This is a genomic window from Curtobacterium sp. 1544 (genome assembly GCF_040544915.1).
In the GTDB taxonomy this organism is placed as follows: domain Bacteria; phylum Actinomycetota; class Actinomycetes; order Actinomycetales; family Microbacteriaceae; genus Curtobacterium; species Curtobacterium pusillum_C.
Genome location: NZ_JBEPKX010000011.1, coordinates 25,551 through 47,287, shown reverse-complemented (window position 1 = coordinate 47,287; position 21,737 = coordinate 25,551). Strand labels below are relative to the sequence as shown.

The 21,737-nt window shown below is 71.1% G+C and carries 20 protein-coding genes and 2 tRNA genes; 15 read left to right on the top strand and 7 right to left on the bottom strand.

Annotated features, from left to right (window positions below; genetic code table 11):
- Window positions 1-60: 60 nt before the first annotated feature.
- The 7 genes from ABIC61_RS18625 (at window position 61) to ABIC61_RS08750 (ending at window position 6,538) form a co-directional block, all read left to right on the top strand.
- On the top strand, window positions 61-726 hold the full coding sequence (locus ABIC61_RS18625; protein WP_502908795.1) for an ABC transporter permease: 666 nt from the start codon (window positions 61-63) through the stop codon (window positions 724-726).
- A gap of 2 nt (window positions 727-728) precedes the next feature.
- Window positions 729-1,724 carry an ABC transporter permease gene (locus ABIC61_RS08775; RefSeq protein WP_354029604.1) on the top strand — a complete coding sequence of 332 codons (996 nt, stop codon included), beginning with the start codon at window positions 729-731 and terminating at the stop codon, window positions 1,722-1,724.
- Window positions 1,721-3,394, top strand: a complete 1,674-nt coding sequence (locus ABIC61_RS08770; RefSeq protein ID WP_354029603.1) for an ABC transporter ATP-binding protein — start codon at window positions 1,721-1,723, stop codon at window positions 3,392-3,394. Before ABIC61_RS08775 ends, ABIC61_RS08770 begins: the two co-directional genes overlap by 4 nt.
- 323 nt (window positions 3,395-3,717) lie before the next feature.
- Entirely contained in the window at window positions 3,718-4,656 is a 939-nt protein-coding gene (locus ABIC61_RS08765; RefSeq protein ID WP_144750313.1) for an ATP-binding cassette domain-containing protein, read from the top strand.
- Window positions 4,653-5,663 (top strand): D-isomer specific 2-hydroxyacid dehydrogenase family protein, encoded by a 1,011-nt coding sequence (locus tag ABIC61_RS08760; RefSeq protein ID WP_354029602.1) that lies wholly within the window; start codon window positions 4,653-4,655, stop codon window positions 5,661-5,663. The genes ABIC61_RS08765 and ABIC61_RS08760 overlap by 4 nt, the downstream gene beginning before the upstream one ends.
- Before the next feature lie 128 nt (window positions 5,664-5,791).
- Window positions 5,792-5,864: transfer RNA gene (locus ABIC61_RS08755), tRNA-Asn, on the top strand.
- Window positions 5,865-6,049: 185 nt separating this feature from the next.
- Window positions 6,050-6,538 carry a hypothetical protein gene (locus ABIC61_RS08750; protein WP_354029601.1) on the top strand — a complete coding sequence of 163 codons (489 nt, stop codon included), beginning with the start codon at window positions 6,050-6,052 and terminating at the stop codon, window positions 6,536-6,538.
- A gap of 50 nt (window positions 6,539-6,588) precedes the next feature.
- On the opposite strand, the gene def is transcribed toward ABIC61_RS08750, so the two are convergent.
- Window positions 6,589-7,164 (bottom strand): peptide deformylase, encoded by a 576-nt coding sequence (gene def, locus ABIC61_RS08745; RefSeq protein ID WP_354029600.1) that lies wholly within the window; start codon window positions 7,162-7,164, stop codon window positions 6,589-6,591.
- A 39-nt stretch (window positions 7,165-7,203) separates the two neighbouring features.
- Between def and ABIC61_RS08740 the strand changes: the two genes are divergently transcribed.
- The 6 genes from ABIC61_RS08740 to ABIC61_RS08715 all read left to right on the top strand — a co-directional run bounded on the left by ABIC61_RS08740 (window position 7,204) and on the right by ABIC61_RS08715 (window position 12,123).
- The gene (locus ABIC61_RS08740; RefSeq protein WP_354029599.1) at window positions 7,204-8,115 is read left to right on the top strand and encodes a multidrug DMT transporter permease; all 912 of its coding nucleotides are present in this window, start codon (window positions 7,204-7,206) and stop codon (window positions 8,113-8,115) included.
- A 124-nt stretch (window positions 8,116-8,239) separates the two neighbouring features.
- Window positions 8,240-9,451 carry a glycosyltransferase gene (locus tag ABIC61_RS08735; protein ID WP_354029598.1) on the top strand — a complete coding sequence of 404 codons (1,212 nt, stop codon included), beginning with the start codon at window positions 8,240-8,242 and terminating at the stop codon, window positions 9,449-9,451.
- A 13-nt stretch (window positions 9,452-9,464) separates the two neighbouring features.
- Window positions 9,465-9,539, top strand: a tRNA-Ile gene (locus ABIC61_RS08730).
- A 94-nt stretch (window positions 9,540-9,633) separates the two neighbouring features.
- Window positions 9,634-10,674, top strand: a complete 1,041-nt coding sequence (locus ABIC61_RS08725) for an AI-2E family transporter (RefSeq protein ID WP_255257417.1) — start codon at window positions 9,634-9,636, stop codon at window positions 10,672-10,674.
- Window positions 10,671-11,474: a DUF1684 domain-containing protein gene (locus ABIC61_RS08720; protein WP_354029597.1), complete on the top strand. Its 804-nt coding sequence runs from the start codon at window positions 10,671-10,673 to the stop codon at window positions 11,472-11,474. Before ABIC61_RS08725 ends, ABIC61_RS08720 begins: the two co-directional genes overlap by 4 nt.
- Window positions 11,475-11,622: 148 nt before the next feature.
- Window positions 11,623-12,123 (top strand): DUF3145 domain-containing protein, encoded by a 501-nt coding sequence (locus ABIC61_RS08715; RefSeq protein WP_440130695.1) that lies wholly within the window; start codon window positions 11,623-11,625, stop codon window positions 12,121-12,123.
- A 220-nt stretch (window positions 12,124-12,343) separates the two neighbouring features.
- Here ABIC61_RS08715 and ABIC61_RS08710 read toward each other — a convergent pair whose 3' ends face one another.
- The 6 genes from ABIC61_RS08710 to aceE form a co-directional block, all read right to left on the bottom strand.
- Window positions 12,344-13,588, bottom strand: coding sequence for a beta-ketoacyl-[acyl-carrier-protein] synthase family protein (locus tag ABIC61_RS08710; protein WP_354029596.1), 1,245 nt, complete (start codon window positions 13,586-13,588; stop codon window positions 12,344-12,346).
- Between the two features lie 87 nt (window positions 13,589-13,675).
- Window positions 13,676-13,924 (bottom strand): acyl carrier protein, encoded by a 249-nt coding sequence (locus tag ABIC61_RS08705; protein WP_058741348.1) that lies wholly within the window; start codon window positions 13,922-13,924, stop codon window positions 13,676-13,678.
- An 88-nt stretch (window positions 13,925-14,012) separates the two neighbouring features.
- A complete protein-coding gene (locus ABIC61_RS08700) occupies window positions 14,013-15,017 on the bottom strand; it encodes a beta-ketoacyl-ACP synthase III (protein WP_354029595.1) in 1,005 nt (334 codons plus the stop codon).
- A complete protein-coding gene (locus ABIC61_RS08695) occupies window positions 15,014-15,955 on the bottom strand; it encodes an ACP S-malonyltransferase (protein ID WP_354029594.1) in 942 nt (313 codons plus the stop codon). The genes ABIC61_RS08700 and ABIC61_RS08695 overlap by 4 nt, the downstream gene beginning before the upstream one ends.
- Before the next feature lie 85 nt (window positions 15,956-16,040).
- Window positions 16,041-17,270 (bottom strand): PucR family transcriptional regulator, encoded by a 1,230-nt coding sequence (locus ABIC61_RS08690; RefSeq protein ID WP_079235784.1) that lies wholly within the window; start codon window positions 17,268-17,270, stop codon window positions 16,041-16,043.
- 7 nt (window positions 17,271-17,277) lie between these two features.
- Window positions 17,278-20,022 (bottom strand): pyruvate dehydrogenase (acetyl-transferring), homodimeric type, encoded by a 2,745-nt coding sequence (gene aceE, locus ABIC61_RS08685; RefSeq protein ID WP_354029593.1) that lies wholly within the window; start codon window positions 20,020-20,022, stop codon window positions 17,278-17,280.
- A gap of 246 nt (window positions 20,023-20,268) precedes the next feature.
- On the opposite strand from aceE, the gene ABIC61_RS08680 reads away from it, so the two are divergent.
- Window positions 20,269-20,757, top strand: coding sequence for a peroxiredoxin (locus ABIC61_RS08680; protein WP_079235786.1), 489 nt, complete (start codon window positions 20,269-20,271; stop codon window positions 20,755-20,757).
- A gap of 52 nt (window positions 20,758-20,809) precedes the next feature.
- Complete coding sequence (locus ABIC61_RS08675) at window positions 20,810-21,736, top strand: alpha/beta fold hydrolase (RefSeq protein ID WP_354029592.1); 927 nt, start codon at window positions 20,810-20,812, stop codon at window positions 21,734-21,736.
- Window position 21,737 lies beyond the last annotated feature (1 nt).

Genomic DNA, 21,737 nt, shown 5'->3' with positions numbered 1-21,737 from the left:
ACCGCGGAGCTCGTGTTCTACGCGCTCATCGTCGCGCTGGTGCTCGGCATCCCGCTCGGCATGCTCGCCGCGTACATGCGCGACAAGTGGCCGGACGTGCTGTTCCGCGCCCTCGCGATCCTGACCTACGCCACGCCGGTGTTCTTCGGCGGCCTGCTGCTGAAGCTCGTGTTCTCGGTGTGGCTCGGCTGGCTGCCGCTCGGTGACCGGGCGTCGACACGGGTGTCGCTCGTCCTCGACAACATCCCCGGCGCCACCGGCATCTACATCATCGACGCGTTGCGGACCGGCAACGCCGAGATCATCACCGACGTCCTGGCGCACGCCGTGCTGCCCGCGATGACGCTCGGCCTGCTGACCGCCGGCATCTTCCTGCGCCTGGTGCGCGCGAACATGATCGGGTCGCTCGGTTCCGAGTACGTCGACGCGGCCCGCTCCCGCGGTGTCCGCGAGGCACGTCTCGTCCGGACGCACGCGTTCCGCCCGGCCCTGGTGCCGATCATCACCGTCATGGGGCTGCAGATCGCCATGCTGCTGGGCGGGTCCGTCCTGACCGAGACCACCTTCGGCTGGCGCGGCCTCGGCTTCGAGCTGAACCAGTACCTGTCGGCCCGCGACTTCGTCGCCGTCCAGGGCATCGTCGCGATGCTCGCCGTGATCGTCGCGGTGACGAACTTCATCGTCGACGTCGTCGCGGCACTGATCGACCCGAGAGTGAGGTTCTAGAGATGGCTGACACCTCCCTCGTCGACCGCCACGAGCCGCTCTGGAAGCGGCTGCCCGTCATCCTCCAGCTCCGCAAGAGCACGGGCTGGCAGCGCGCCATGCTCATCACCGGCGTGGTCATCTGCGCCCTGTACCTGATCGTCGCGATCGCCGCGCCGCTCATCGCCCCGTACGGCTTCGGCCAGCTGCAGGGCGCGGACGGCCAGAGCTTCCCTCGCACCGGCGAGCCGAGCTCCGTGCACATCTGGGGCACCACCGTCGGCGGCTTCGACGTGTTCAGCCGCGTGGTCTACGGCGCCCGGACCGCGGTGCTCGTGGTGATCGTGGCCGTCGTCGTGTCGATCATCATCGGCGTGATCCTCGGCATGGTCTCCGGGTACATCGGTGGCTGGCTCGACCGCATCCTCGTGGTGGTGGCCGACGCCATCTACGCGTTCCCGTCCCTGCTGCTCGCGATCGTCGTCTCGATCGTCATCTCCGGCGGCAACTCGAGCTACTCCGGCGGCATCATCGCCGCAGCCATCTCGATCACGGTCGTGTACGTCCCGCAGTACTTCCGGGTCGTCCGCGCCGAGGCCGTCCGCCTGAAGAACGAGGCGTTCGTCGAGTCCGCGCGCGTGATGGGCACGAACCCGTGGCGCATCATGACGCGGCACGTGCTCCGCAACTCGACGCGGTCCCTGCCGCTGATCCTCACGCTGAACGCGAGTGACGCGATCCTGACGCTCGCGGGCCTCGGCTTCCTGGGCTTCGGCATCGGCCCGACCAGCGGCGCCGAGTGGGGCTACGACCTCAGCCGCGCGCTGTCCGACGTCGCGAGCGGCGTCTGGTGGACCGGTGTCTTCCCGGGTGTCGCGATCGTCGTGCTGGTGCTCGGCGTGACGTTCATCGGCGAGAGCCTCAACGACATCTCGGATCCCCGCCTGCGTGCGCGCCGGCGGATGAAGCAGCTGGTGTCGCGCAAGCAGGCCGCCAGCACGGAAGGGGCGGCAGCATGAGCGACACCACCACGGAACCGGTCGTCGTCGTCGACGACCTGACCGTCACCTTCGCCACGGACGGCGGCGCCGTCGACGCGGTCAAGGGCGTCACCCTCGACGTCCGCCCCGGTGAGGTCCTCGCCCTCGTCGGCGAGTCCGGCTCGGGCAAGTCCGTCACGGCCCGCAGCATCCTCCGGCTGATGCCCGAGACGGCGACCCTCGGCGGCGCGGTGTACCTCGACGGGACGGACGTCGTCTCGGTCGGCGCGCAGAAACTGCGGAGCCTCCGCGGCACGGCGGGCGCGATGGTGTTCCAGGAGCCCTCCACGGCGCTCAACCCGGTCTTCACGGTCGGGTGGCAGATCGCCGAGGGCCTCCGGGCGCACGGCGGCGTCTCCAAGAAGGAGGCCCGCGCGAAGGCGATCGACTACCTCCGTCGGGTCGGCATCCCCGACCCGGAGACGCGCGTCGACCACTACCCGCACCAGTTCTCCGGTGGGCAGAAGCAGCGCGTCGTGATCGCGAGCGCGCTGGCCCTCGAGCCGTCGGTGATCATCGCGGACGAACCGACGACGGCGCTCGACGTGACGGTGCAGGCGGAGATCCTCGACCTCCTCCGCCGCTGCCGCGACGAGTTCGGTGCCGCGATCGTCATCATCACGCACAACATGGGCGTGGTGGCCGACCTGGCCGACCGCGTCGCCGTGATGTACCAGGGCGAGGTCGTCGAGGAAGCCCCGGTCCGCGAGCTCTTCGCGGACCCGAAGGCCGACTACACGAAGCGGCTGCTCGCCGCGGTGCCTCGGCTCGAGGCCTCCACCGGAGACGCCCGTCGCGCCGCGATCACGTCGGACGTCGAGCCGCTGGTGTCGGCGAAGGGCCTCGAGATCGAGTACCCGGGCCGGCTCGGTGCGCACGCGTTCAAGGCCGTGAAGGGCGTCGACCTCGAGATCCGTCCCGGCGAGGTGCTCGGCCTGGTGGGGGAGTCCGGCTCGGGCAAGACCACGATCGGCCGGGCGATGGCCGGGCTGACGCGGGTCACCGGCGGCTCGCTCCGCGTGCTCGGCACCGAGATGCTCGGGTACCGCGAGCGGGACTTCAAGCGGCACCGCAAGGACATCGGGTTCGTCTTCCAGGACCCGGCGACCTCGTTCAACCCGCTCCTCACGATCTCGGAGTGCGTCGCCGAACCGCTCGTCGTGCACGGCGAGGTGTCGAGCCCGCGGGCCGCCCGGAAGCGTGTGGGTGAGCTCCTCGAGATGGTGCAGCTGCCGGCCGCGTACGGTGACCGGTACCCGCACGAGCTGTCTGGTGGGCAGCGGCAGCGGGCGTCGCTCGCGCGGTCGATCGCGTTGCGTCCGAAGCTGCTCATCGCCGACGAGCCGACGAGTGCGCTCGACGTGTCGGTGCAGGCGCGCGTGCTGGAGCTGTTCCTCGAGCTCCAGCAGGACCTCGGGTTCGCGTCGCTGTTCATCAGCCACGACCTCGCGGTCGTCGGCGCGCTCTCGGACCGGATCGCGGTGCTCTACCGCGGCGACCTGGTCGAGACCGGGACGACGGCCGAGGTCCTCGGCGCACCGCAGCACCCGTACACGCAGCGACTCCTGGCCTCACTCCCGGTGCCGGACCCAGCGGAACAGGCCGAGCGACGGCGTACGCTTGAGGCACTGGAGAACGCCGGGTCCTGACCCGACGCGACCAGCCTGGAGGCGGGGGGGGGGGGGGGGGCGCCCCCCCCCCCCCCCCCCCCCCCCCCCCCCCCCCCCCCCCCCCCCCCCCCCGGCGGCCCCCCCCCCCCCCCCCCCCCCCCCCCGGGGCGGGGGGGGGGGGCCGGGGGGGGGGGGCGGGGGGGGGGGGGGCCCCCCCCCCCCCCCCCCCGGGGGGGGGGGGGGGGGCGCCCCCCCCCCCCCCCCCCCGCCTCCAGGCAGTCACCTCCACCGCACCACGCACGACGGCCGGTGCACCCGGCCCGTCGCGAACCGCCGCCAGGGGGCGGCGTGGAAGGGGACCCATGATCGCGGTGAACGGACCGGCGGTCGTCGCAGACGACGTGTCGATCGAGTACCGGAGCGGACGGGGGACGGACGCGATCCGTGCCGTCGACGGCGTCAGCCTGACGGTCCGCCAGGGGGAGATCCTCGCCGTGCTCGGCGAGTCCGGGTCCGGCAAGTCGACCTTCGCCGCGGCGATCGCGGGGCAGCTCGGCGCCACCGGCGAGGGCGAGGGTGCCCACCGCCGGCACATCGTCGGGGGCGAACTCACCGTGCTCGGGCAGAAGACCCGCGGGCTGCGGACGACCTCGCGGAAGGCCGAGCGGCTCAGCGGACGCATCGGCTACCTGCCGCAGGACGGCGCGGACCGGCTCAGCCCGGACCTGACCGTCGGCGAAGCCATCGCCGAACCGATCTACGTGCGCGACCGGCGGTTCGACCGGAAGGAAGCCGGCCTCATCGTCGCGCGCCTGGTCGACGCCGTGCACCTGCCGCTCGGGGTGATGCGGCTCAACACGTGGGAGCTCTCGAGCGGGCAGCGGCAGCGTGTCGCCCTCGCCCGGGCGCTCGTCCTCGAGCCGCAGCTCCTCGTCGCCGACGAACCCGCGCGCGGCGTGGACGTCCTCGTGCGCCAGTCGGTGCTCGAGGCGCTCGCGACCCTGCAGCGGAACCGGCAGTTCTCGGCGGTCGTCGTGTCGAGCGACCTCCGCGAGGCACGGGCCCTCGCCGACCGGGTGGCGATCATGGCCGAGAGCCGGCTCGTCGGCCTCGGCACCTTCGACGAGGTCCTCGAGAACCCCGTCGACCCGTACGTCAAGACGCTCGCGTCCACCGCGGCCCGGCCGGTGAAGCGGCGCCCCGCTGCTGCGGCCGTGAACCCGGCCCGACGCTCGTCGGCCCCCCGCCGGCCCGTCTCGGCCGGTACCGGACCGCGTTCGGAACGGCAGGAGAACGCGTGAGCGCCTCGGACGTTCGCGGGCACCGCGCGGTCGTGACGGACGCGAGCGCTGCGCTGCCGGTCGCGCCGCCCGCCGCCGGACCGGTCGCGATCGCGCCGGCCACGTCGTCGGCGTCGCTGCACGAAGCGGCAGTGGCGTCCGCCGGTGGAACGGTCGGCCCGCTCGACACCGACGCCCGCGGGCTCGTGTGGCTCGACCCCCGCGACCCCGCGGGCCTGTCCGATGCGCTGGAGTCCGCTCCCGGTGTCGGCTGGGTCCAGCTGCCGTTCGCCGGCGTCGACGCGTTCGCCGAGCTGATCCAGTCCCACGGTGACCGGGTGCTCTTCACCTCCGCGAAGGGCGCGTACGCCGAGCCGGTCGCCGAGCACGCCCTCGCGCTGACCCTCGGGACGCTCCGGGTGCTGCAGAAGCGGGCCCGTGCACGCTCGTGGGCGACCGAGCCCGAGGGTGTCTCGTTGTACGGCCGGAACGTCGTCGTGATCGGTGCCGGCGGGATCGCGCAGGAGTACATCCGGTTGCTCGCGCCGTTCGAGGTCTCGGTGACCGTCGTGCGGCGCTCGTCGTCGCCCGTCGACGGGGCTTCGCGCACGGTGACCACCGACCAGCTCGACGAGGTCCTGCCCGATGCCGACGTCGTGATGATCGCCGCCGCCATGACCTCCGGCACGGCGAAGCTGTTCGGCGCCCGGCAGTTCTCGATCATGAAGCCGTCCGCACGACTGGTGAACATCGCCCGCGGGGGACTCGTCGACACCGAGGCCCTGGTGGACGCTCTGCGTGACGGCTCGATCGCCGCTGCGGGGCTCGACGTGACCGATCCCGAGCCGCTGCCCGACGGCCACCCGCTGTGGGACGAGCCGGGCGCGATCATCACGCCGCACCAGGCCGACACGCCGGAGATGGTGGCGCCGCTGCTCGCCGAGCGGGTGCGGCTGAACACGGCGGCGTTCCTCGGTGGGTCCGGCACGGGGTTCGTGGGGGTCGTCGACCCGGTGGCGGGGTACTGAGCACGGTCGCGCGGCGCACCGGTCCCGCGGGCGGCACGCCCGGGATGCGTGCCGGATGCGCGGGGTGGCTCCGGGTTGCTGCTATGCTGTTACCCGTTGTTCGCACGACATTCGCCAGCGGACAGTGATCCTCGATAGCTCAATTGGCAGAGCAGCCGGCTGTTAACCGGCAGGTTGTTGGTTCGAGTCCAACTCGGGGAGCAGACAGGCCCTCACCTTCGGGTGGGGGCCTTTTGCGTGCGCGGGTGCGAGCGCGCGCGGCGGGCCGAGTCTCGCGCTGGGTGACACTTCTCGGGGTCCGGGGCGCGAGAAGTGTCGCTGGGGCCGAGTCTCGGGCGAGCCGGACTCGCAGCGGACGCATGGGCGGAAGCTGTTAGCGTTCACAGGTGATCACCGTGCGCCGAGCCCTCGCCGTGGGCGTCGTCGTCGCCGCGGCGATCGGTCTCGTCGGCTGCACGACCGGGGCGGAGTCCGAGCCCGAGGACTCCCTCGACACCGGAGCGACGTCCGGGGTCTCGGCCTCCGGGACCTCGCCGATCGTGTTCGCGTTCGTGTGTGCGGACGGTTCGTCCGAGCGCACCGAGACGTACACGACCTACTCGGCGGTGTGGGAGGACGACCGCACCGACTGCACGGCCGAGCGGATCACCGGGACGGAGATGTCGTCGCAGCAGCGTGCAGCCGTGCAGGCGACCGACGGCGACGCGACCCTCGAGGAGCTCGCCTCTGGGTGCGCCGTGCGGGGGAGCGGCCTGTGGGTGGACGCCGTGACTTCGTCGGCCCAGGCGCACGTCGCCGCCGGTCTGCTCGAGTACTGCCCGGGTCATCCGGAGACGGACCACCTGCGCGACGCACTCGCTGCCTGGCGGAGCTGACCCGCGCCTCCAGGCTGGGTCCGGGCGACAGCCCGCAGTGTCCTGCGGCGTCAGCCCTCGGGGTGGTCGCGACCCGGCAACCAGGACTTGCCCGGCCCGCCCCAGCTGTTCTTCCGGATCGCCTTCGCGACCTGCTTGCCGTAGGGGTGCACGAGCCGGTCGGCGTAGAGGTACCCGTCGAGGTGGTCGTACTCGTGCTGGAAGATGCGGGCGAGCCAGCCGTGCGCCTCGACCTCGAAGGGGTCGCCGTGCTCGTCGACCGCGCGGAGCAGGGCTGCCCCGGACCGGCGGAGCGGGAAGCGCTCGCCCGGGACGGAGAGGCAGCCCTCGGACTCGTCGTCCTCGTCGAGCTCCTCCACAGCCTCGGGGACGGCGGGGGTCGTCCACAGGACGGGGTTCACGGCGACACCGCGGTGCAGGACCTCGTCATCATCGGTCCATGAGTACACGAAGAGCCGCTTGCCGACGCCGACCTGGGGTCCGGCGAGCCCGACCCCGGGAGCCAGGTCCATGGTCTCGTACATGTCGGCGACGAGGGAACGGAGGTCGTCATCGAACTCGGTGACCTCGGCTGCACGCTCGTGCAGGACGGGTTCGCCGGTGATGCGGATCGGGAGAACGGCCATTCACCCAGGTTATCCGGCGGGGGACGGTAGCCTCGACGCGTGACGACGGACCTCCAGCTGCCGGACGCGGTGAACCTCACGCCGTTCCAGGCGCTCATGATCCCCGTCGCGCTCATCGGCGCGGTGTTCCTGTCCCTCGGCGCGCAGTTCCAGAGCCGCGGGGTGCAGCGGGTCGAGGCGCGTCTCGGCCGGCAGTCGAAGGGCCTCAGCGTCCGGCACGTGGTCGGGCTGGTCTCGAGCGGGTACTGGGTGCTCGGCACGCTCATGCTCGGCATCGCCGTCGTGCTGCAGCTCGTGAGCATCACCTACGCGCCGCTCATCGTCGTGCAGCCGCTCGGGGCGGTCGCCCTGGTGATCACGACGTGGTTCTCCTCACGGTCGTCCGGTGTCCCGCTCGGCCGCCGCGCCCGTCGGGCCGTGTGGACCTGCATCATCGGTGTCGCGATCTTCGTGGGCATCGCGGCGTTCGTCGGCCACGAGAGTGCCATCACCCGTCAGCAGCTCGTCACGGTGCTGGTGATCCTGGCGGTCGTGCTCGTCCTCGTGCTGGTGTCGTTCCGGGTCGTGGCGAAGCACAAGAGCGCGCTCTACTACATCGTCGGCGCGGGCATCCTCTACGGCTTCGTGGCGACGCTGGCGAAGGTCACGCTGAACCGCTTCGTCAACCACACGTTCGACTGGCTGACGGTCCTCGCGATCGTCGGGGTGGTCGTCGCCGCGTCGCTCGGCGGGTACTTCGTGCAGAACGCCTACTCCGCCGGCTCGGCCGACCTGGTGATCGCGGGCCTGACGGTGATCGACCCGATCGTCGCCGTGGGCATCGGCGTGATCGTCCTCGGCGAGGCGGCCGGTGCGCCGTTCATCGCGGTCGCCGGCTTCGTGGTCGCCGCCGCCATCGCCATCACCGGCGTGTTCCTGCTCGCGAAGCACCACCCGCAGACCCGGGGGTAGGCGCCGGAACACCCGTCATACCTGCGTAGGGTCGTGTCCGCCGCGAGGCGGACGCGCACCGTCGGGCCCCTGCGGTACCGTCGGAGACCGACCAGCAATCGCCCACGAGAGGACGACGCCCGCCGTGTCAGAGGACGCCACCACCGCCACCGCCGAGCCGACGGGTGCGACGGGGGGTCGACGACCGCTGCGTGTCCTGATCGCCGCGGACACCTTCCCGCCGGACGTCAACGGCGCCGCCACCTTCGCCGAGCAACTCGCCGTCGGCCTCGCCGAGCGCGGGCACGAGGTCCACGTCGTCGCGCCCGCCTCGAGCCGCCACTACGGCACCTTCGACGAGGAGCACCGCGGGGTCACCCTCGTCGTGCACCGCCTGAAGTCGTACAAGTGGCCGCTGCACGCCTGGCTGCGGTTCGTCTGGCCCTGGAGCGTCCGCAAGTGGACGGCGCCGATCCTGGACGCCGTCAAGCCCGACGTCCTCCACATCCAGTCGCACGTGGTGATCGGCCGTGGCATCGTGCACGAGGCGCACGACCGCGGCATCCGGGTGGTCGCGACGAACCACTTCATGCCGGAGAACCTGCTCGAGTACACGCCCTTCGGCAAGCGGACCCTGCCGATCGCGCTGAAGATCGCCTGGAACGACGCCGCGAAGACCTACCGGCTGGCCGACACGATCACGACGCCGACGAACCTCGCGGCGGACTACCTCCGGCGCGCCATCGCCGGGCAGCGCGTCCTCGCGATCTCGTGCGGGATCGACGCCACCCGGTACGTGGCGCGCGAGGGCCGCCCGGCGCAGAACGACATCGTCTTCGTCGGCCGGGTCGCTCCGGAGAAGAACCTCGACGTCCTCGTCCGTGCCCTCGCCGCGCTGCCGGCCGAGCTCGAGGCGACGCTCACCATCGTCGGCGACGGCGAGATGATCCCGAAGCTCAAGGCACAGGCGAAGGAGCTCGGGCTGGAGGACCGCATCCGGTTCCTCGGCTTCGTCTCCGACGAGGCGAAGCGGCAGGCGCTCACGAACGCCACGGTGTTCGCGATGCCGTCGACGGCCGAACTGCAGAGCATCTCGTCGCTCGAGGGCATGGCCTCCGGGCTCCCCGTCGTCGCGGCGGACTCGATGGCGCTGCCGCACCTCATCGACGGCAACGGGTACCTGTTCACCCCGGGTGACGAGCAGGACCTCGCGGCGAAGCTGACGGCAGTGCTCACCGCTTCGGACGCGGACTACGTGGCCATGCGGGAGCGCAGCCTGGCGATGATCGAGGCACACGACATCAACCGCACGCTCTCGACGTTCGAGTCGCTGTATCGTGGGGAGCCGGTGGCCTGACGGTCCCCGGCGAGGGGCGGTAGCCAAGCTGGTCAAGGCAGTCGGCTCATAACCGAACGATTCGCGGGTTCAAGTCCCGCCCGCCCTACGTGCACCTGCCGAGAAAGCGCGACACACCGCAGCAAGAGGACCACAGCCCGACGCCCAACGTGACGTTCGAGGTGACCCGTGGTGGCACAGGCGTGCGCGTCAACGCGTTCCGGATCGGCTTCATGGGCGCGATCGGTGTGCTCGTCGCGCTCGTCGCGGGCTCGATCGTGCACCAGCTGTCCACGGTCCTCGTCTACATCGGCGTCGCCCTCTTCCTGGCGCTCGGCATCGACCCGCTGGTCTCGTTCCTCGAGCGCTTCGTCCCGCGCTGGGTCGCCATCACGGTGGTCGTGGTCGGGGTCCTCGCGGCGTTCGCAGGCGTGGTGTTCGCGGTCGTCCCGATCCTGGTGCAGCAGGCCACGAACCTGATCCAGAACTTCCCGGACATCGTCAAGGACATCTCGAACCAGGAGTGGGTCCAGAACCTCTCCGACCAGTTCTCGGGGTCGTTCGACATCGACCACGCGCTGCAGTCGGTGCAGTCCTTCGTCGAGAACCCGGGCAACCTGCTGAGCCTGGGCGGCGGGATCCTGGCGGTCGGCAGCGGCATCTTGTCCGGGCTGACCGGTGCCGTGATCGTCATCATCCTGATGCTCTACTTCCTCGCGTCGATGCGCGGGATGAAGTCGATGACCTACCGCTTCGTGCCGGCGTCGCGTCGGCAGAACTTCATCGACGTCAGCGAGCAGATCACCCAGGCCGTCGGTCGCTACGTGGTGGGCCAGATCTCGCAGGCGCTCATCAACGGCATCCTGAGCCTGGTGTTCCTGCTCATCATCGGTGCCCCGCTGCCCGTGCTGCTCGCGTCGTTCGCGTTCCTCGGCTCGCTCATCCCGCTCGTCGGCACCCTGGCCGCCGCGATCGTCATCTCGCTGCTGTGCCTGTTCGCCTCGCCCGCGACCGCCCTCGCCGCGGCGATCTACTACCTCGTGTACATGCAGGTGGAGGCCTACGTGATCTCCCCGCGCATCATGTCCCGCGCGGTCCAGGTCCCCGGCGCCCTCGTCGTGATCGCGGCCGTCGCGGGTGGCACGATCGGCGGGGTGCTCGGCGCACTCGTCGCCCTGCCCGTCGCCGCGTCGGTGATCATCATCGTCCAGAAGGTCATCTACCCGCGGCAAGAGCAGTCGTGACCGAGTACGAGGACCACGTCGCCGGCCGTGCGCGCTGGGCGACGAGTCCTCGTGGCCCGTTGGCGCTCGTGAACGCCCAGCACGTCGACCACGCTCAGCCGGTGTGGCCCGTCCCCGGCACGTGGGCCCCGGCTGCCGGCGGCCTGACGGTCACGGCCGCGACCGAGGACGGCGTGGTCGTCGACGGTGTCCCGGTGGACGGCGAGGTCCTGGTCGCCGGTGACCAGGCCGTGGTCCCGTCCACGGTCGCGTTCCCCGACGGCTTCGCAGGAACGGTGTCCGGCGGCATGCTCCGCGTCTGGGACCCGGCATCCGAGGCGATCACCCGCTTCGCGGCGATCGCGCGCTTCGACCGGTCCGACGCCTGGGTCACGTCCGGCAGGTACACGCCGGTGGATGGCCTGGAGGCGCGTGGGAGCGTCCTCGACGCCGCCGGCGATCCGCTCGAGGTCGCCGGACACATCGAGACGGCCTTCGGCAGCACGGCCGTCCGGCTCGTCGCGGTCCGCTCGGCACCGTTCCAGGGGTCGGCGCGGCTGCAGCTCATCGTGCAGGACGCCACCAGCGCCCTGCCCGAGGACGACTCGGGTAGCACCTACTCCATGGGGCGCTTCCTGTACCTCGACGACCCCGGCGCCGCCGCCGAGGTCGTGCTCGACTGGAACCTGCTCGTCCTGCCGCCGTGCGCGTTCTCGTACCAGTTCGCCTGCCCGATCCCACCGGAGGAGAACCGCATCCCGGTGGCGATCACCGCGGGGGAGCGGCACCCGGTCGACACCACCCGACACGTCTTCCACTGACTCCCGACGCGGTGTCTGGCGTTCCCAGCGCCCAGGCTGCATAATGGGCGTGTCCGCAAGGACATCACAATCGGATATCGATGGTTCCGAACGAACACTCCGAAGCACAGGTCGATGGGGAAGTCGCACCTGACGAATCGGAGGAATCGTGAACGGAACGACCACCGGGGTGCTCTACGTGCACTCCTCACCACGCGCGCTCTGCCCGCACGTCGAATGGGCGGCAGGTCGTGCCATGACCCGTGCCGTGAACTTCTCGTGGCTCGACCAGCCGGCGCAGGACGGCGCCCGACGCACCGAGTTCACCTGGACCGGCGCGGTCGGCACCGGTGCCGCGATCGCCTCTGCCCTCCGCGGCTGGGAGCACCTCCGCTACGAGGTCACCGAGGAACCGACCTCGGAGTCAGACGGCGGCCGCTGGATGCACACGCCGGACCTCGGCGTCTTCTACGCGCAGACGGACGTCACGGGGAACATGGTCGTCCCCGAGGACCGCGTCCGCTACGCGATGGAGGTCGCCGGCAGCAACGCCCTCGAGCTGCACCGCGAGCTCCGTCTGGCGCTCGGTCAGGCGTGGGACGACGAACTCGAGCCCTTCCGGCACGCGGCCGAGGGCAACCCCGTCGTCTGGCTCCACCGCGTCGGCTGACCCCGCACCGATCCCTCCGTTCCGTCCTTCCTCCGTCCCGTCCTCCGGTTCCACCAAAGCGACAGTTCCCCGCCGATGTTCGGCGGGGAACTGTCGCTTTCGCGGAGAAGACGGCGGCACTCGGCGGCAGTGCGTCGCTTTCGCGCCTGATCCGGTCCACCCCGGCCTGGAGGCCCGCCCCGACGACGCGGGACGGGCCTCCAGGCCGGGGTGGACCGGATCAGGCGGTGCGGAACGCGACCACCGCGTTGTGCCCACCGAAGCCGAACGAGTTGCTCACCGCGAGCAGGTCGCCCTGCGGCAGCTCACGCGGCGCCGTGGCGACGTCCATCACGATCTCCGGGTCCTGCTCGGTGAGGTTGATCGTCGGGGGCGCGACGCGGTTGTGCAGCGCCAGCACCGTGAAGGCAGCCTCGATCGCACCGGCACCACCGAGGAGGTGACCGGTCGACGCCTTGGTGGCCGACACGACGATCTGGTCGAGGTGGTCACCGAAGACCCGGCGCATCGCGTGGTACTCGGCGATGTCGCCCACCGGGGTCGAGGTGGCGTGCGCGTTGACGTGCACGACGTCCTCGCGCGCGGCACCGGCGTGCTCGAGCGCCTGCAGGACGGCGCGGGCGGCTGCGCTGCCCTCGGGGTCCGGCGCGGTGATGTGGAAGGCGTCCGAGGTGATGCCGGCGCCGGCGACCTCGGCGTAGATCTTGGCGCCGCGGGCCTCGGCGTGCTCCTTCGACTCGAGGACGAGCGCCGCAGCGCCGTCACCGAGCACGAAGCCGTCGCGCGTGACGTCGTACGGACGCGACGCGGTCTCAGGGGAGTCGTTGCGACGCGAGAGCGCCTGCATGGCCGCGAACGCCGCGAGGGGCAGCGGGTGCAGGGCGGCCTCGGCACCACCGGTGATGACGATGTCGGCGTCGCCGCTCGCGACGTGGCGGTAGGCCTCGGCGAGGGACTCGGTGGACGACGCGCACGCGGACAGGTAGGTGCGGGCGCCACCGCGGGCGCCGAACTCCATCTCGATGGCGGCGGCCGGGCCGTTCGCCATGAGCATCGGGACCGTCATCGGCATGACGCGGCGCGGGCCCTTCTCGCGCAGGGTGTCCCAGGCGTCGAGGAGCGTGTTCACGCCGCCGATGCCGGTCGCCCAGTCGACGATGAGGCGCTCGGGGACGACGGACTCGTCGTCGATGCCGGCGTCGGCCCAGGCCTCGCGCGCGGCGACGAGCGACAGCTGCGACGACGGGTCGAGGCGCTTCGTCTCCGGGCGGGTCAGCTGGTCGGTGAGGAACCGGCGCGCCTGGCCGGCGAACTCGACGGGGAGTTCGAGCTCGGCGTAGCGCGGGTCCTCGATGCGGGTGATGCCGGACTTGCCGGCGAGCAGCGCCTCCCACGTCTCCGGGGCGGTCGCGGCGAGGGGCGTGATGGCACCGATCCCGGTGACGACGACGGTCTTGTTGGTCATGGAACGACGTGTTCTTTCGTGTGGATGGAACGAGATGAGCGCCGCGGCCCTCGGTTCGCCGGGGCCGCGGCGCTCAGGAAGTTCGCGTCAGGCCTGTGCCTTGACGATGAAGTCGACGGCGTCGCCGACGGTCTTGAGGTTCTTGACCTCTTCGTCGGGGATCTTCACGTCGAACTTCTCTTCGGCGTTGACGACGATGGTCATCATCGAGATGGAGTCGATGTCGAGGTCGTCGGTGAACGACTTGTCGGCTGCGACGGTGTCGGTCGCGATGCCGGTCTCGTCGTTGATCAGCTCGGCCAGGCCGGCGAGGACTTCTTCGTTGGACAGGGCCATGGGGATTCTCCTTGAGGGGGGTGTCGTTTGACCGTGGACCAGCCTAGGGCACGAGCGGCGCGCGCGCCCGGAGGCTCGTCGGGATGGACTAGGGGAGGACGACGACCTGGGCGCCGAAGACCAGACCGGCGCCGAAGCCGATCTGCAGGGCGAGGCCGCCGGAGAGCTCGGGGTTCTCCTCGAGCAGGCGGTGCGTGGCGAGCGGGATGCTCGCCGCGGAGGTGTTGCCGGTGGTGGTGATGTCGCGTGCGATCACGACGGACTCCGGCAGGCCGAGCTGCTTGGCGAACTCGTCGATGATGCGGATGTTCGCCTGGTGCGGGACGAAGGCGGCGAGGTCCTCCGGCCGGACGCCGGCGGTCTCGAGGGCTTCGCGGGCGACCTTGACCATCTCCCACACGGCCCAGCGGAAGACCGTCTGGCCCGCCTGGCGCATGGTCGGACGGGGTGCGCCGGCCTCCCACTCCTTGTAGGTCGCCGTCATGCCGATGGCGTCCCACTTCGAGCCGTCGGATCCCCAGATGGTCGGGGCGATGCCGGGGAAGTCGCTCGGGCCGATCACGGCAGCACCCGCTCCGTCGCCGAGCAGGAAGGAGATCGAGCGGTCGGTCGGGTCGACGACGTCGCTGAGCTTCTCCGCCCCGACGACGAGCACGTGGTCGGCGAGACCGGACTTGATGAACGAGTCGGCCTGGGCGATCCCGTACGCGTACCCGGCGCAGGCGGCGCTGATGTCGTACGCGGCCGCCGGGGTCGCGCCGATGCGCTCGGCGAGCAGCGACGCCATGGACGGCGTCGCGACCGTGTGCGTCACGGTGCTGACCAGCACGACGCCGATCTGCGACGGCTCGATGCCGGCCTTCGCGATCGCCTCGCGCGCAGCGGTCTCGGCGAGGTCGACCGCCTCGACGTCCTGTCCGGCACGCTTGCGCGTGACGATGCCGGTGCGCTGGCGGATCCACTCGTCGGACGAGTCGATCGGGCCGACGAGGTCGTCGTTCGGCACCTCGTTCTCGCCGCGGGCAGCGCCGAAGGCGAGGATCCGGGTGAACTCGTGGCCGCGTCGCTGGGCGAGCATGGGACGGTCGGTCATGCGGTGGCGTCTGCTTCCTGGCCCGCGCTCTGCAGCAGGTCGATCGCTGCGGGCAGGTCGTCGGGGGTCTTGATGGCGACGGTCGGCGTGCCGCGGAGTCCGCGCTTCGCCAGGCCGACGAGGGCACCGGCCGGTGCGAGTTCGATGATCCCGGTCACACCGGCACCCGCGAACGACTCCATCACGGCGTCCCAGTGCACGGGGTTCGCGATCTGGTTCACCATGAGGTCGACGAAGCGACGGCCGTCGTCGACGCGGGAGCCGTCGGCGTTCGTCCAGATCGGGAGGGTCGGGTCCTGCACGGTCGCAGCGGCCGCGACCGGGGCGACTCGCTCGACGGCGGACGCCATGTACCGGGTGTGGAACGCGCCGGCGACGGCGAGGGGGATCACACGGGCCTTCGCGGGCGGGTCGGCCGCGAGCTCCTGGATCGCCGCGGCGGCACCGGCGACGACGGTCTGTCCGCCGCCGTTGTGGTTCGCGGGCACGAGGCCGTGCTGCTCGAGCGCCGCGGCGACGGACTCGGCGTCCCCGCCGAGGACCGCGGCCATCGAGGTCGGCTCGAGCGCAGCGGCGTCCGCCATCGCCCGTCCGCGTTCGGCGACGAGCGCCACGGCGTCCGTCGGCTCGAGGATCCCGGCGACGCCGGCAGCGGTGAACTCGCCGACGGAGTGTCCGGCGACTCCACCCACCAGGGCACGGCGGCCGTCGGCGAGCAGCGCGTCGGCGGTCACGAGGCCGGCGGCGACGATGAGGGGCTGCGCGAGCGCGGTGTCCTTGATCGTGTCCGCGTCGGACTCGGTGCCGTGCTTCGCGAGGTCGACGCCGATGGCCTCCGACCACGCCCCCACACGGTCACGAACGGCGGCGTCCTCGAGCCAGGGGGCGAGGAAGCCGGGGGTCTGGGAGCCCTGTCCGGGCGCGACGACGACGATCACCGGACAATCCTGCCTGGCGACCGGTGTCGGCCCCGTGTGGACATCCCACAGCGATGTCGGCTCGACATTGTGGAGACCCTCGTGCTCACCGGCGGTGCGGGATGCGACGGCGCCCGGCGGTCGACTCGGACATCGCACCGAGGATGAGTGCCGATTGCACGATCAGGGCGTCCCGCGCGTGCGTGGCGTCCCACCCGATGATGTCTGCCACGCGCCGCAGCCGGTAGCGCACCGTGTTCGGGTGCACGAAGAGCTCGCGGGCCGTCGCCTCGAGCGATCGCCCGGTGTCGAGGTAGCACCAGAGTGTCTGCAGGAGCTCGGTCGACTGGTCCTTGAGCGGCACGTAGATCCGCTGCACGAGGGCCGAACGGGCGAGGGGGTCGCCGGCGAGGGCCCGTTCGGGCAGCAGGTCGTCGGCGAGTGCCGGACGGGGTGCGCCACGCCACGCCCGTGCGACCGCGAAGCCGGCGAGGGCTCCCTTCGCACTGGTCGAGGCATCGACCACGCCGGGGACCTCGTTGCCGAGCACCAGGTGGCCCTCGCCGAACGAGGGCTCCAGGGCCTGCGCGATCGCGGTGAACGAGACGGGTTCCTCGCCCTCGGGGACGTCGTCCCGCGGGGTGGCCCGACCGATGACCACGACGAGCCGGGAACCCTGCACGCCGATGAGCACGTCCGCGTCCATGTGGCGGGCGGTCCGGCGGATCTGGTCCACTTCGAGCTGCTTCGGGGCGTTGCCGACCAGGACCGCGACCTCGCCGTGGCCGTGCCACCCGAGGGCGGCGATGCGGGACGGCAGCTCGTCGTCGTACTCGCCGGAGAGGATCGAGTCGACCACGAGGGCTTCGAGTCGGGCGTCCCACAGCCCGCGGGCCTCGGCCGCGCGGGCGTACACATCGGCCGCTGCGAAGGCGATGTCCCGCGAGTACTTGAGGATCGCCTCCTGCAGCATCTCGTCGTCCTTGGCGCGCTCTTCGACGACCGTGACGACCACGCGGATGAGCTGGAGCGTCTGCTGCAGGCTCACCGATCGCAGGAGTTCGCGGGGCGCGGACCCGAACACGTCGGCGGCCGCTATCCACGGGGTGGACGCGGTGCCCTCGAGCCAGCTGATGAAGGACGTGATGCCGGCCTGCGCCACGAGCCCCACGGCGGAGCGGCGACCCGGGGGCATCTCGCTGTACCACGGGAGGGTGTCCTCGAGCCGCTTGATGGTGGCGGTCGAGAGTTCGCCCGACACCTGCCGGAGCCAGGAGAGCGCCCGTTCACGGTCGTTCTCCCGGCCCACGGCAGGGTCGGTGCGGGGTGTCGTCACCGGGTGATCAGCTCTCGCCGCCGGCGCTGCCCGTGGTGCCGGCGGTCACGTCGTGCAGGCGGTACTTGTCGATCGCCTGCTGGACGAGTGCGCCGTCGACCTTGCCCTGGCGGGCGAGCTGCTGCAGCGTCCGCACGACGACCGAGGGACCGTCGATGTGGAAGAAGCGGCGAGCGGCCGGACGGGTGTCCGAGAAGCCGAAGCCGTCGGCGCCGAGGGTGGCGTAGTCGGTCGGCACGAACGGCCGGATCTGCTCCTGCACGGCGTGCATGAAGTCGCTGACCGCGACGACCGGGCCCTCCGTCGCGAGCAGGCGCTCGGTGACGTACGGCGTGCGCGGGGCCTCGTTCGGGTTGAGGAACGCGTGCTGTTCCGCGTCGAGACCGTCGCGGTACAGCTCACCCCAGCTCGTGACGCTCCAGACGTCGGCCGACACGCCCCAGTCCTCGGCGAGGAGCTGCTGCGCCTCGAGGATCCACGGCACGGCGACACCCGACGCGAGCAGCTGGGCCTTGGGGCCGTCGTGCTCGCTCGGCTTGAGCAGGTACATGCCCTTGACGATGCCGTCCACGTCGATGCCCTCGGGCTCCGCAGGCTGGACGATCGGCTCGTTGTAGACCGTCAGGTAGTACATGACGTTCGGGTCGGCGTGCTTCGCGCTGCCGTCCTCGTTCGTGCCGTACATCCGGTCGAGGCCGGCCTGGACGATGTGCCCGATCTCGTAGCCGTACGCGGGGTCGTAGGACACCACGGCCGGGTTCGTCGTCGCGAGGAGCAGCGAGTGGCCGTCGGCGTGCTGCAGGCCCTCGCCCGTGAGCGTCGTGCGACCGGCGGTGGCGCCGATCATGAAGCCACGGGTCATCTGGTCACCGGCGGCCCAGATGGCGTCGCCGGTGCGCTGGAACCCGAACATCGAGTAGAAGACGTAGACCGGGATGAGCGGCTCGCCCTGCGTCGAGTAGGAGGTACCGACCGCGGTGAACGCCGCGAGGGCGCCCGCCTCGTTGATGCCGACGTGGATGATCTGGCCCTGCGGGCTCTCCTTGTAGGCCAGGAGGAGCTCACGGTCGACCGACGTGTAGTGCTGGCCGTTCGGGTTGTAGATCTTCGCCGTCGGGAAGTACGCGTCCATCCCGAACGTGCGTGCCTCGTCCGGGATGATCGGCACCACGCGGTCGCCGAAGTCGGGGGAGCGCAGCAGGTCCTTCAGCAGTCGGGCGAACGCCATGGTGGTGGCGATCTCCTGCTTGCCGGAGCCCTTCTTGACGACCTGGTACTTCGCGTCCTCAGGGAGGGTGATCGACGTGTACTTGGTCCGGCGTTCCGGCACGTAGCCACCGAGTTCACGGCGACGCTCGTGCATGTACTGGATCGCCTCGTCGTCGTTGCCCGGGTGGTAGTACGGCGGCGTGTACGGGTTCTCCTCGAGCTGCGCGTCGGAGATCGGGATGCGCATCTCGTCGCGGAACTGCTTGAGGTTGTCGAGCGTGAGCTTCTTCATCTGGTGGGTCGCGTTACGACCCTCGAAGCTCGGGCCCAGGCCGTAGCCCTTGACCGTCTTCGCGAGGATGACCGTCGGCTGGCCCTTGTGCTCGGTCGCGGCCTTGAACGCGGCGTAGACCTTGCGGTAGTCGTGGCCACCGCGCTTGAGGTTCCAGATCTGGTCGTCGGTGTAGTCCTTGACGAGCTCGAGCGCCTTCGGGTCGCGCCCGAAGAAGTTCTCGCGGACGTACGCGCCGTTCTCGGCCTTGTACGTCTGGTAGTCGCCGTCCGGCGTCTGGTTCATCAGGTTGAGGAGCGCGCCCTCGGTGTCGCGGGCGAGCAGGTCGTCCCACTCGCGGCCCCAGACCACCTTGATGACGTTCCAGCCCGCGCCGCGGAAGAACGCCTCGAGCTCCTGGATGATCTTGCCGTTGCCGCGGACCGGGCCGTCGAGCCGCTGCAGGTTGCAGTTGATCACGAAGTTCAGGTTGTCCAGACCGTCGTTCGCGGCGACCTGGAGCTGACCGCGCGACTCGACCTCGTCCATCTCGCCGTCGCCGAGGAACGCCCAGACCTGCTGGTCGGAGGCGTCCTTGATGCCGCGGTTGGAGAGGTACTTGGCCTGCTGTGCCTGGTAGATCGCGTTGATCGGACCGATGCCCATCGACACGGTCGGGAACTGCCAGAAGTGCGGCATGAGGCGCGGGTGCGGGTACGACGAGAGGCCACCGCCGGCGTGGGACCTCTCCTGCCGGAAGCCGTCGAGCTGGTCCTCGCTGAGCCGGCCCTCCATGTAGGCGCGGGCGTACATGCCGGGGGAGGCGTGGCCCTGGAAGAAGACCTGGTCGCCGCCGGACGCGTGGTCCTGCGCGCGGAAGAAGTGGTTGTAGCCGACCTCGTACATGGCGGCGCTCGACGCGTACGTCGAGATGTGGCCGCCCACGGCGATGCCCGGACGCTGTGCGCGGTGCACGGTGATCGCGGCGTTCCACCGGATCCACCGGCGGTAGCGGCGCTCGAGCTCCTCGTCGCCCGGGAACTCGGGCTCGTTCTCCGGCGCGATGGTGTTCACGTAGTCCGTGGTCGGGACCATCGGCACACCGAGGTGCAGTTCCTTGGACCGCTTGAGCAGGCTCAGCATGATCTCGCGGCCACGCTGGTGGCCGTGGGTCTGCACCAGGCCGTCGAGGGACTCACGCCACTCGGCGGTCTCCTCCGGGTCCTGGTCGCTGCTGCCGTGGCTGTACGGGTCCTGGTCGTTCACCGTCACCCTTGACCTCGTTCGTTCTCGTGGTGGTGGACATAGGTGGTCCACCGATCGATCGGGTCGCGACCGGCGGTGGGAACCGCAGTCCACTCTAGGCCCCACCACCGACGAGTCACCTGACGGAGCGCAACGTGACCGGTGCTTGCATTCACGACGCGTCGGCGTACGATTGCCGATCGTGCACACGCGACCCGTGCGTGCGCGAGGACACCGGGCACACCCCACGCCCGAGGAAGAAGCAACGCACTGATGGCACTGGAGATCGGCTCACTCGCGCCGGACTTCGAACTCCCGAACCAGTTCGGTGAGCACGTCCGCCTCAGCGACTTCCGCGGTTCCCGCCCGGTCGCCCTCGTCTTCTTCCCGCTCGCGTTCTCGTCCACGTGCACGAACGAGCTCTGCGCCCTGCAGGACAACATCGCGATGTTCCAGGACCAGCGGGTCGAGCTCATCGGCATCTCGGTCGACTCGAAGGCGACGCTGAGGTCGTTCGCCGAGTCCAACGGCTACGACTTCGAACTGCTCGCCGACTTCTGGCCGCACGGTGCCGTGTCCAAGGAGTACGGCGTGTTCCTCGAGAAGAAGGGCTTCGCCACGCGCGCGACCTTCGTGATCGACGTGCAGGGCCGTATCAAGGCGTCGATCATCTCCGAGCCGGGCGTCGCCCGGGACGTCACGGAGTACAAGGCGGCCCTCGACCGGCTCGCCGCCTGCACCGCACCAGTCCCCGTCGGCTAGCGTTCCGAATCCCTCCGGCAGACGCTGACGCGTCGGACGGACTGGAGGCACGGTGCACGCCATCGACACGGGATCGCGCGAGCGGGTGGTGACCGTCGACCCCTACGCACCCTTTCCGGTGTCCGCGGACCCCGGCAGGTGGTCCCTCACCCGGACGGTCGTGCCGACCGGCGTCGGTCCCGTCGTCGTCCACCACCGGGCCGGCTCCGACCTGATGCTGCTCCTGCACGGCGTCGCGGGGTCGTGGTCGACGTGGACGCCGTTGCTGCAGGCCGCCGGGGGTGTCCCGGGGCGCGGCCTCGTGCTGGTCGACCTGCCCGGCTGGGGATCGTCGCCGGCGCCCGCTGCGCCGCTCGGCATCGATGACGCGGTCGCCGTGCTGACCGCGGTGCTCGATGCCCTCGGGATCGACGCCGTCGACGTCGTGGGGCACTCGATGGGTGCGTTCGTCGCGATGCACCTCGCCGTGCGCGCTCGCGGACGCGTCCGCTCGGTCGCGCTCGTCTCGGGCACGACGGTGGCCACCGCCGCTGCGGCCCGGCACCCCTGGCGCGGCGTCCTCCGGCTGCCCGCGTTCACCCTGCTCCGGGCCGGGCTCGCCGTGACGCGGGAGACGGCTCGGCCGGTGCTCCGTGGGCTCACGCGGGTGGGGCTGCTCCCGCTCCTGGCGGCGCCGGTGTTCACCCACGTGCGGCGCCTCGCCCGGAGCGTGCTCGACGCCTTCGTCGACGAGCTCCGCCCGACGGCGTTCCTCGGTGCCGCACGGTCGGCGGCCACCTACGACCTCGACCGCTGGCGCGCGGTCACCTGCCCGGTGACGGCCGTCGCCGGACGGGACGACGTGTTCGCCCGGGTGTCGGACCTCGACGCCCTGGGTGCGCTCCTGCCGCAGGTACGGACCGTGCTGCTCGACGACTGCGGGCACTTCGCGCACGTCGAACACCCCGACGCCGTCGCACGGGTGCTCGGCATCGCCTGAC

Excerpts from the sequence above, each read along its gene's own strand:
- ABIC61_RS18625 (WP_502908795.1), top strand. The coding sequence starts at position 61 with ATGCTCGCCGCGTACATGCGCGACAAGTGGCCGGACGTGCTGTTCCGC.
- ABIC61_RS08775 (WP_354029604.1), top strand. The coding sequence starts at position 729 with ATGGCTGACACCTCCCTCGTCGACCGCCACGAGCCGCTCTGGAAGCGG.
- ABIC61_RS08770 (WP_354029603.1), top strand. The coding sequence starts at position 1,721 with ATGAGCGACACCACCACGGAACCGGTCGTCGTCGTCGACGACCTGACC.
- ABIC61_RS08765 (WP_144750313.1), top strand. The coding sequence starts at position 3,718 with ATGATCGCGGTGAACGGACCGGCGGTCGTCGCAGACGACGTGTCGATC.
- def (WP_354029600.1), bottom strand. The coding sequence starts at position 7,164 with ATGGCCGTTCTCCCGATCCGCATCACCGGCGAACCCGTCCTGCACGAG.
- ABIC61_RS08710 (WP_354029596.1), bottom strand. The coding sequence starts at position 13,588 with ATGACCAACAAGACCGTCGTCGTCACCGGGATCGGTGCCATCACGCCC.
- ABIC61_RS08705 (WP_058741348.1), bottom strand. The coding sequence starts at position 13,924 with ATGGCCCTGTCCAACGAAGAAGTCCTCGCCGGCCTGGCCGAGCTGATC.
- ABIC61_RS08700 (WP_354029595.1), bottom strand. The coding sequence starts at position 15,017 with ATGACCGACCGTCCCATGCTCGCCCAGCGACGCGGCCACGAGTTCACC.
- ABIC61_RS08680 (WP_079235786.1), top strand. The coding sequence starts at position 20,269 with ATGGCACTGGAGATCGGCTCACTCGCGCCGGACTTCGAACTCCCGAAC.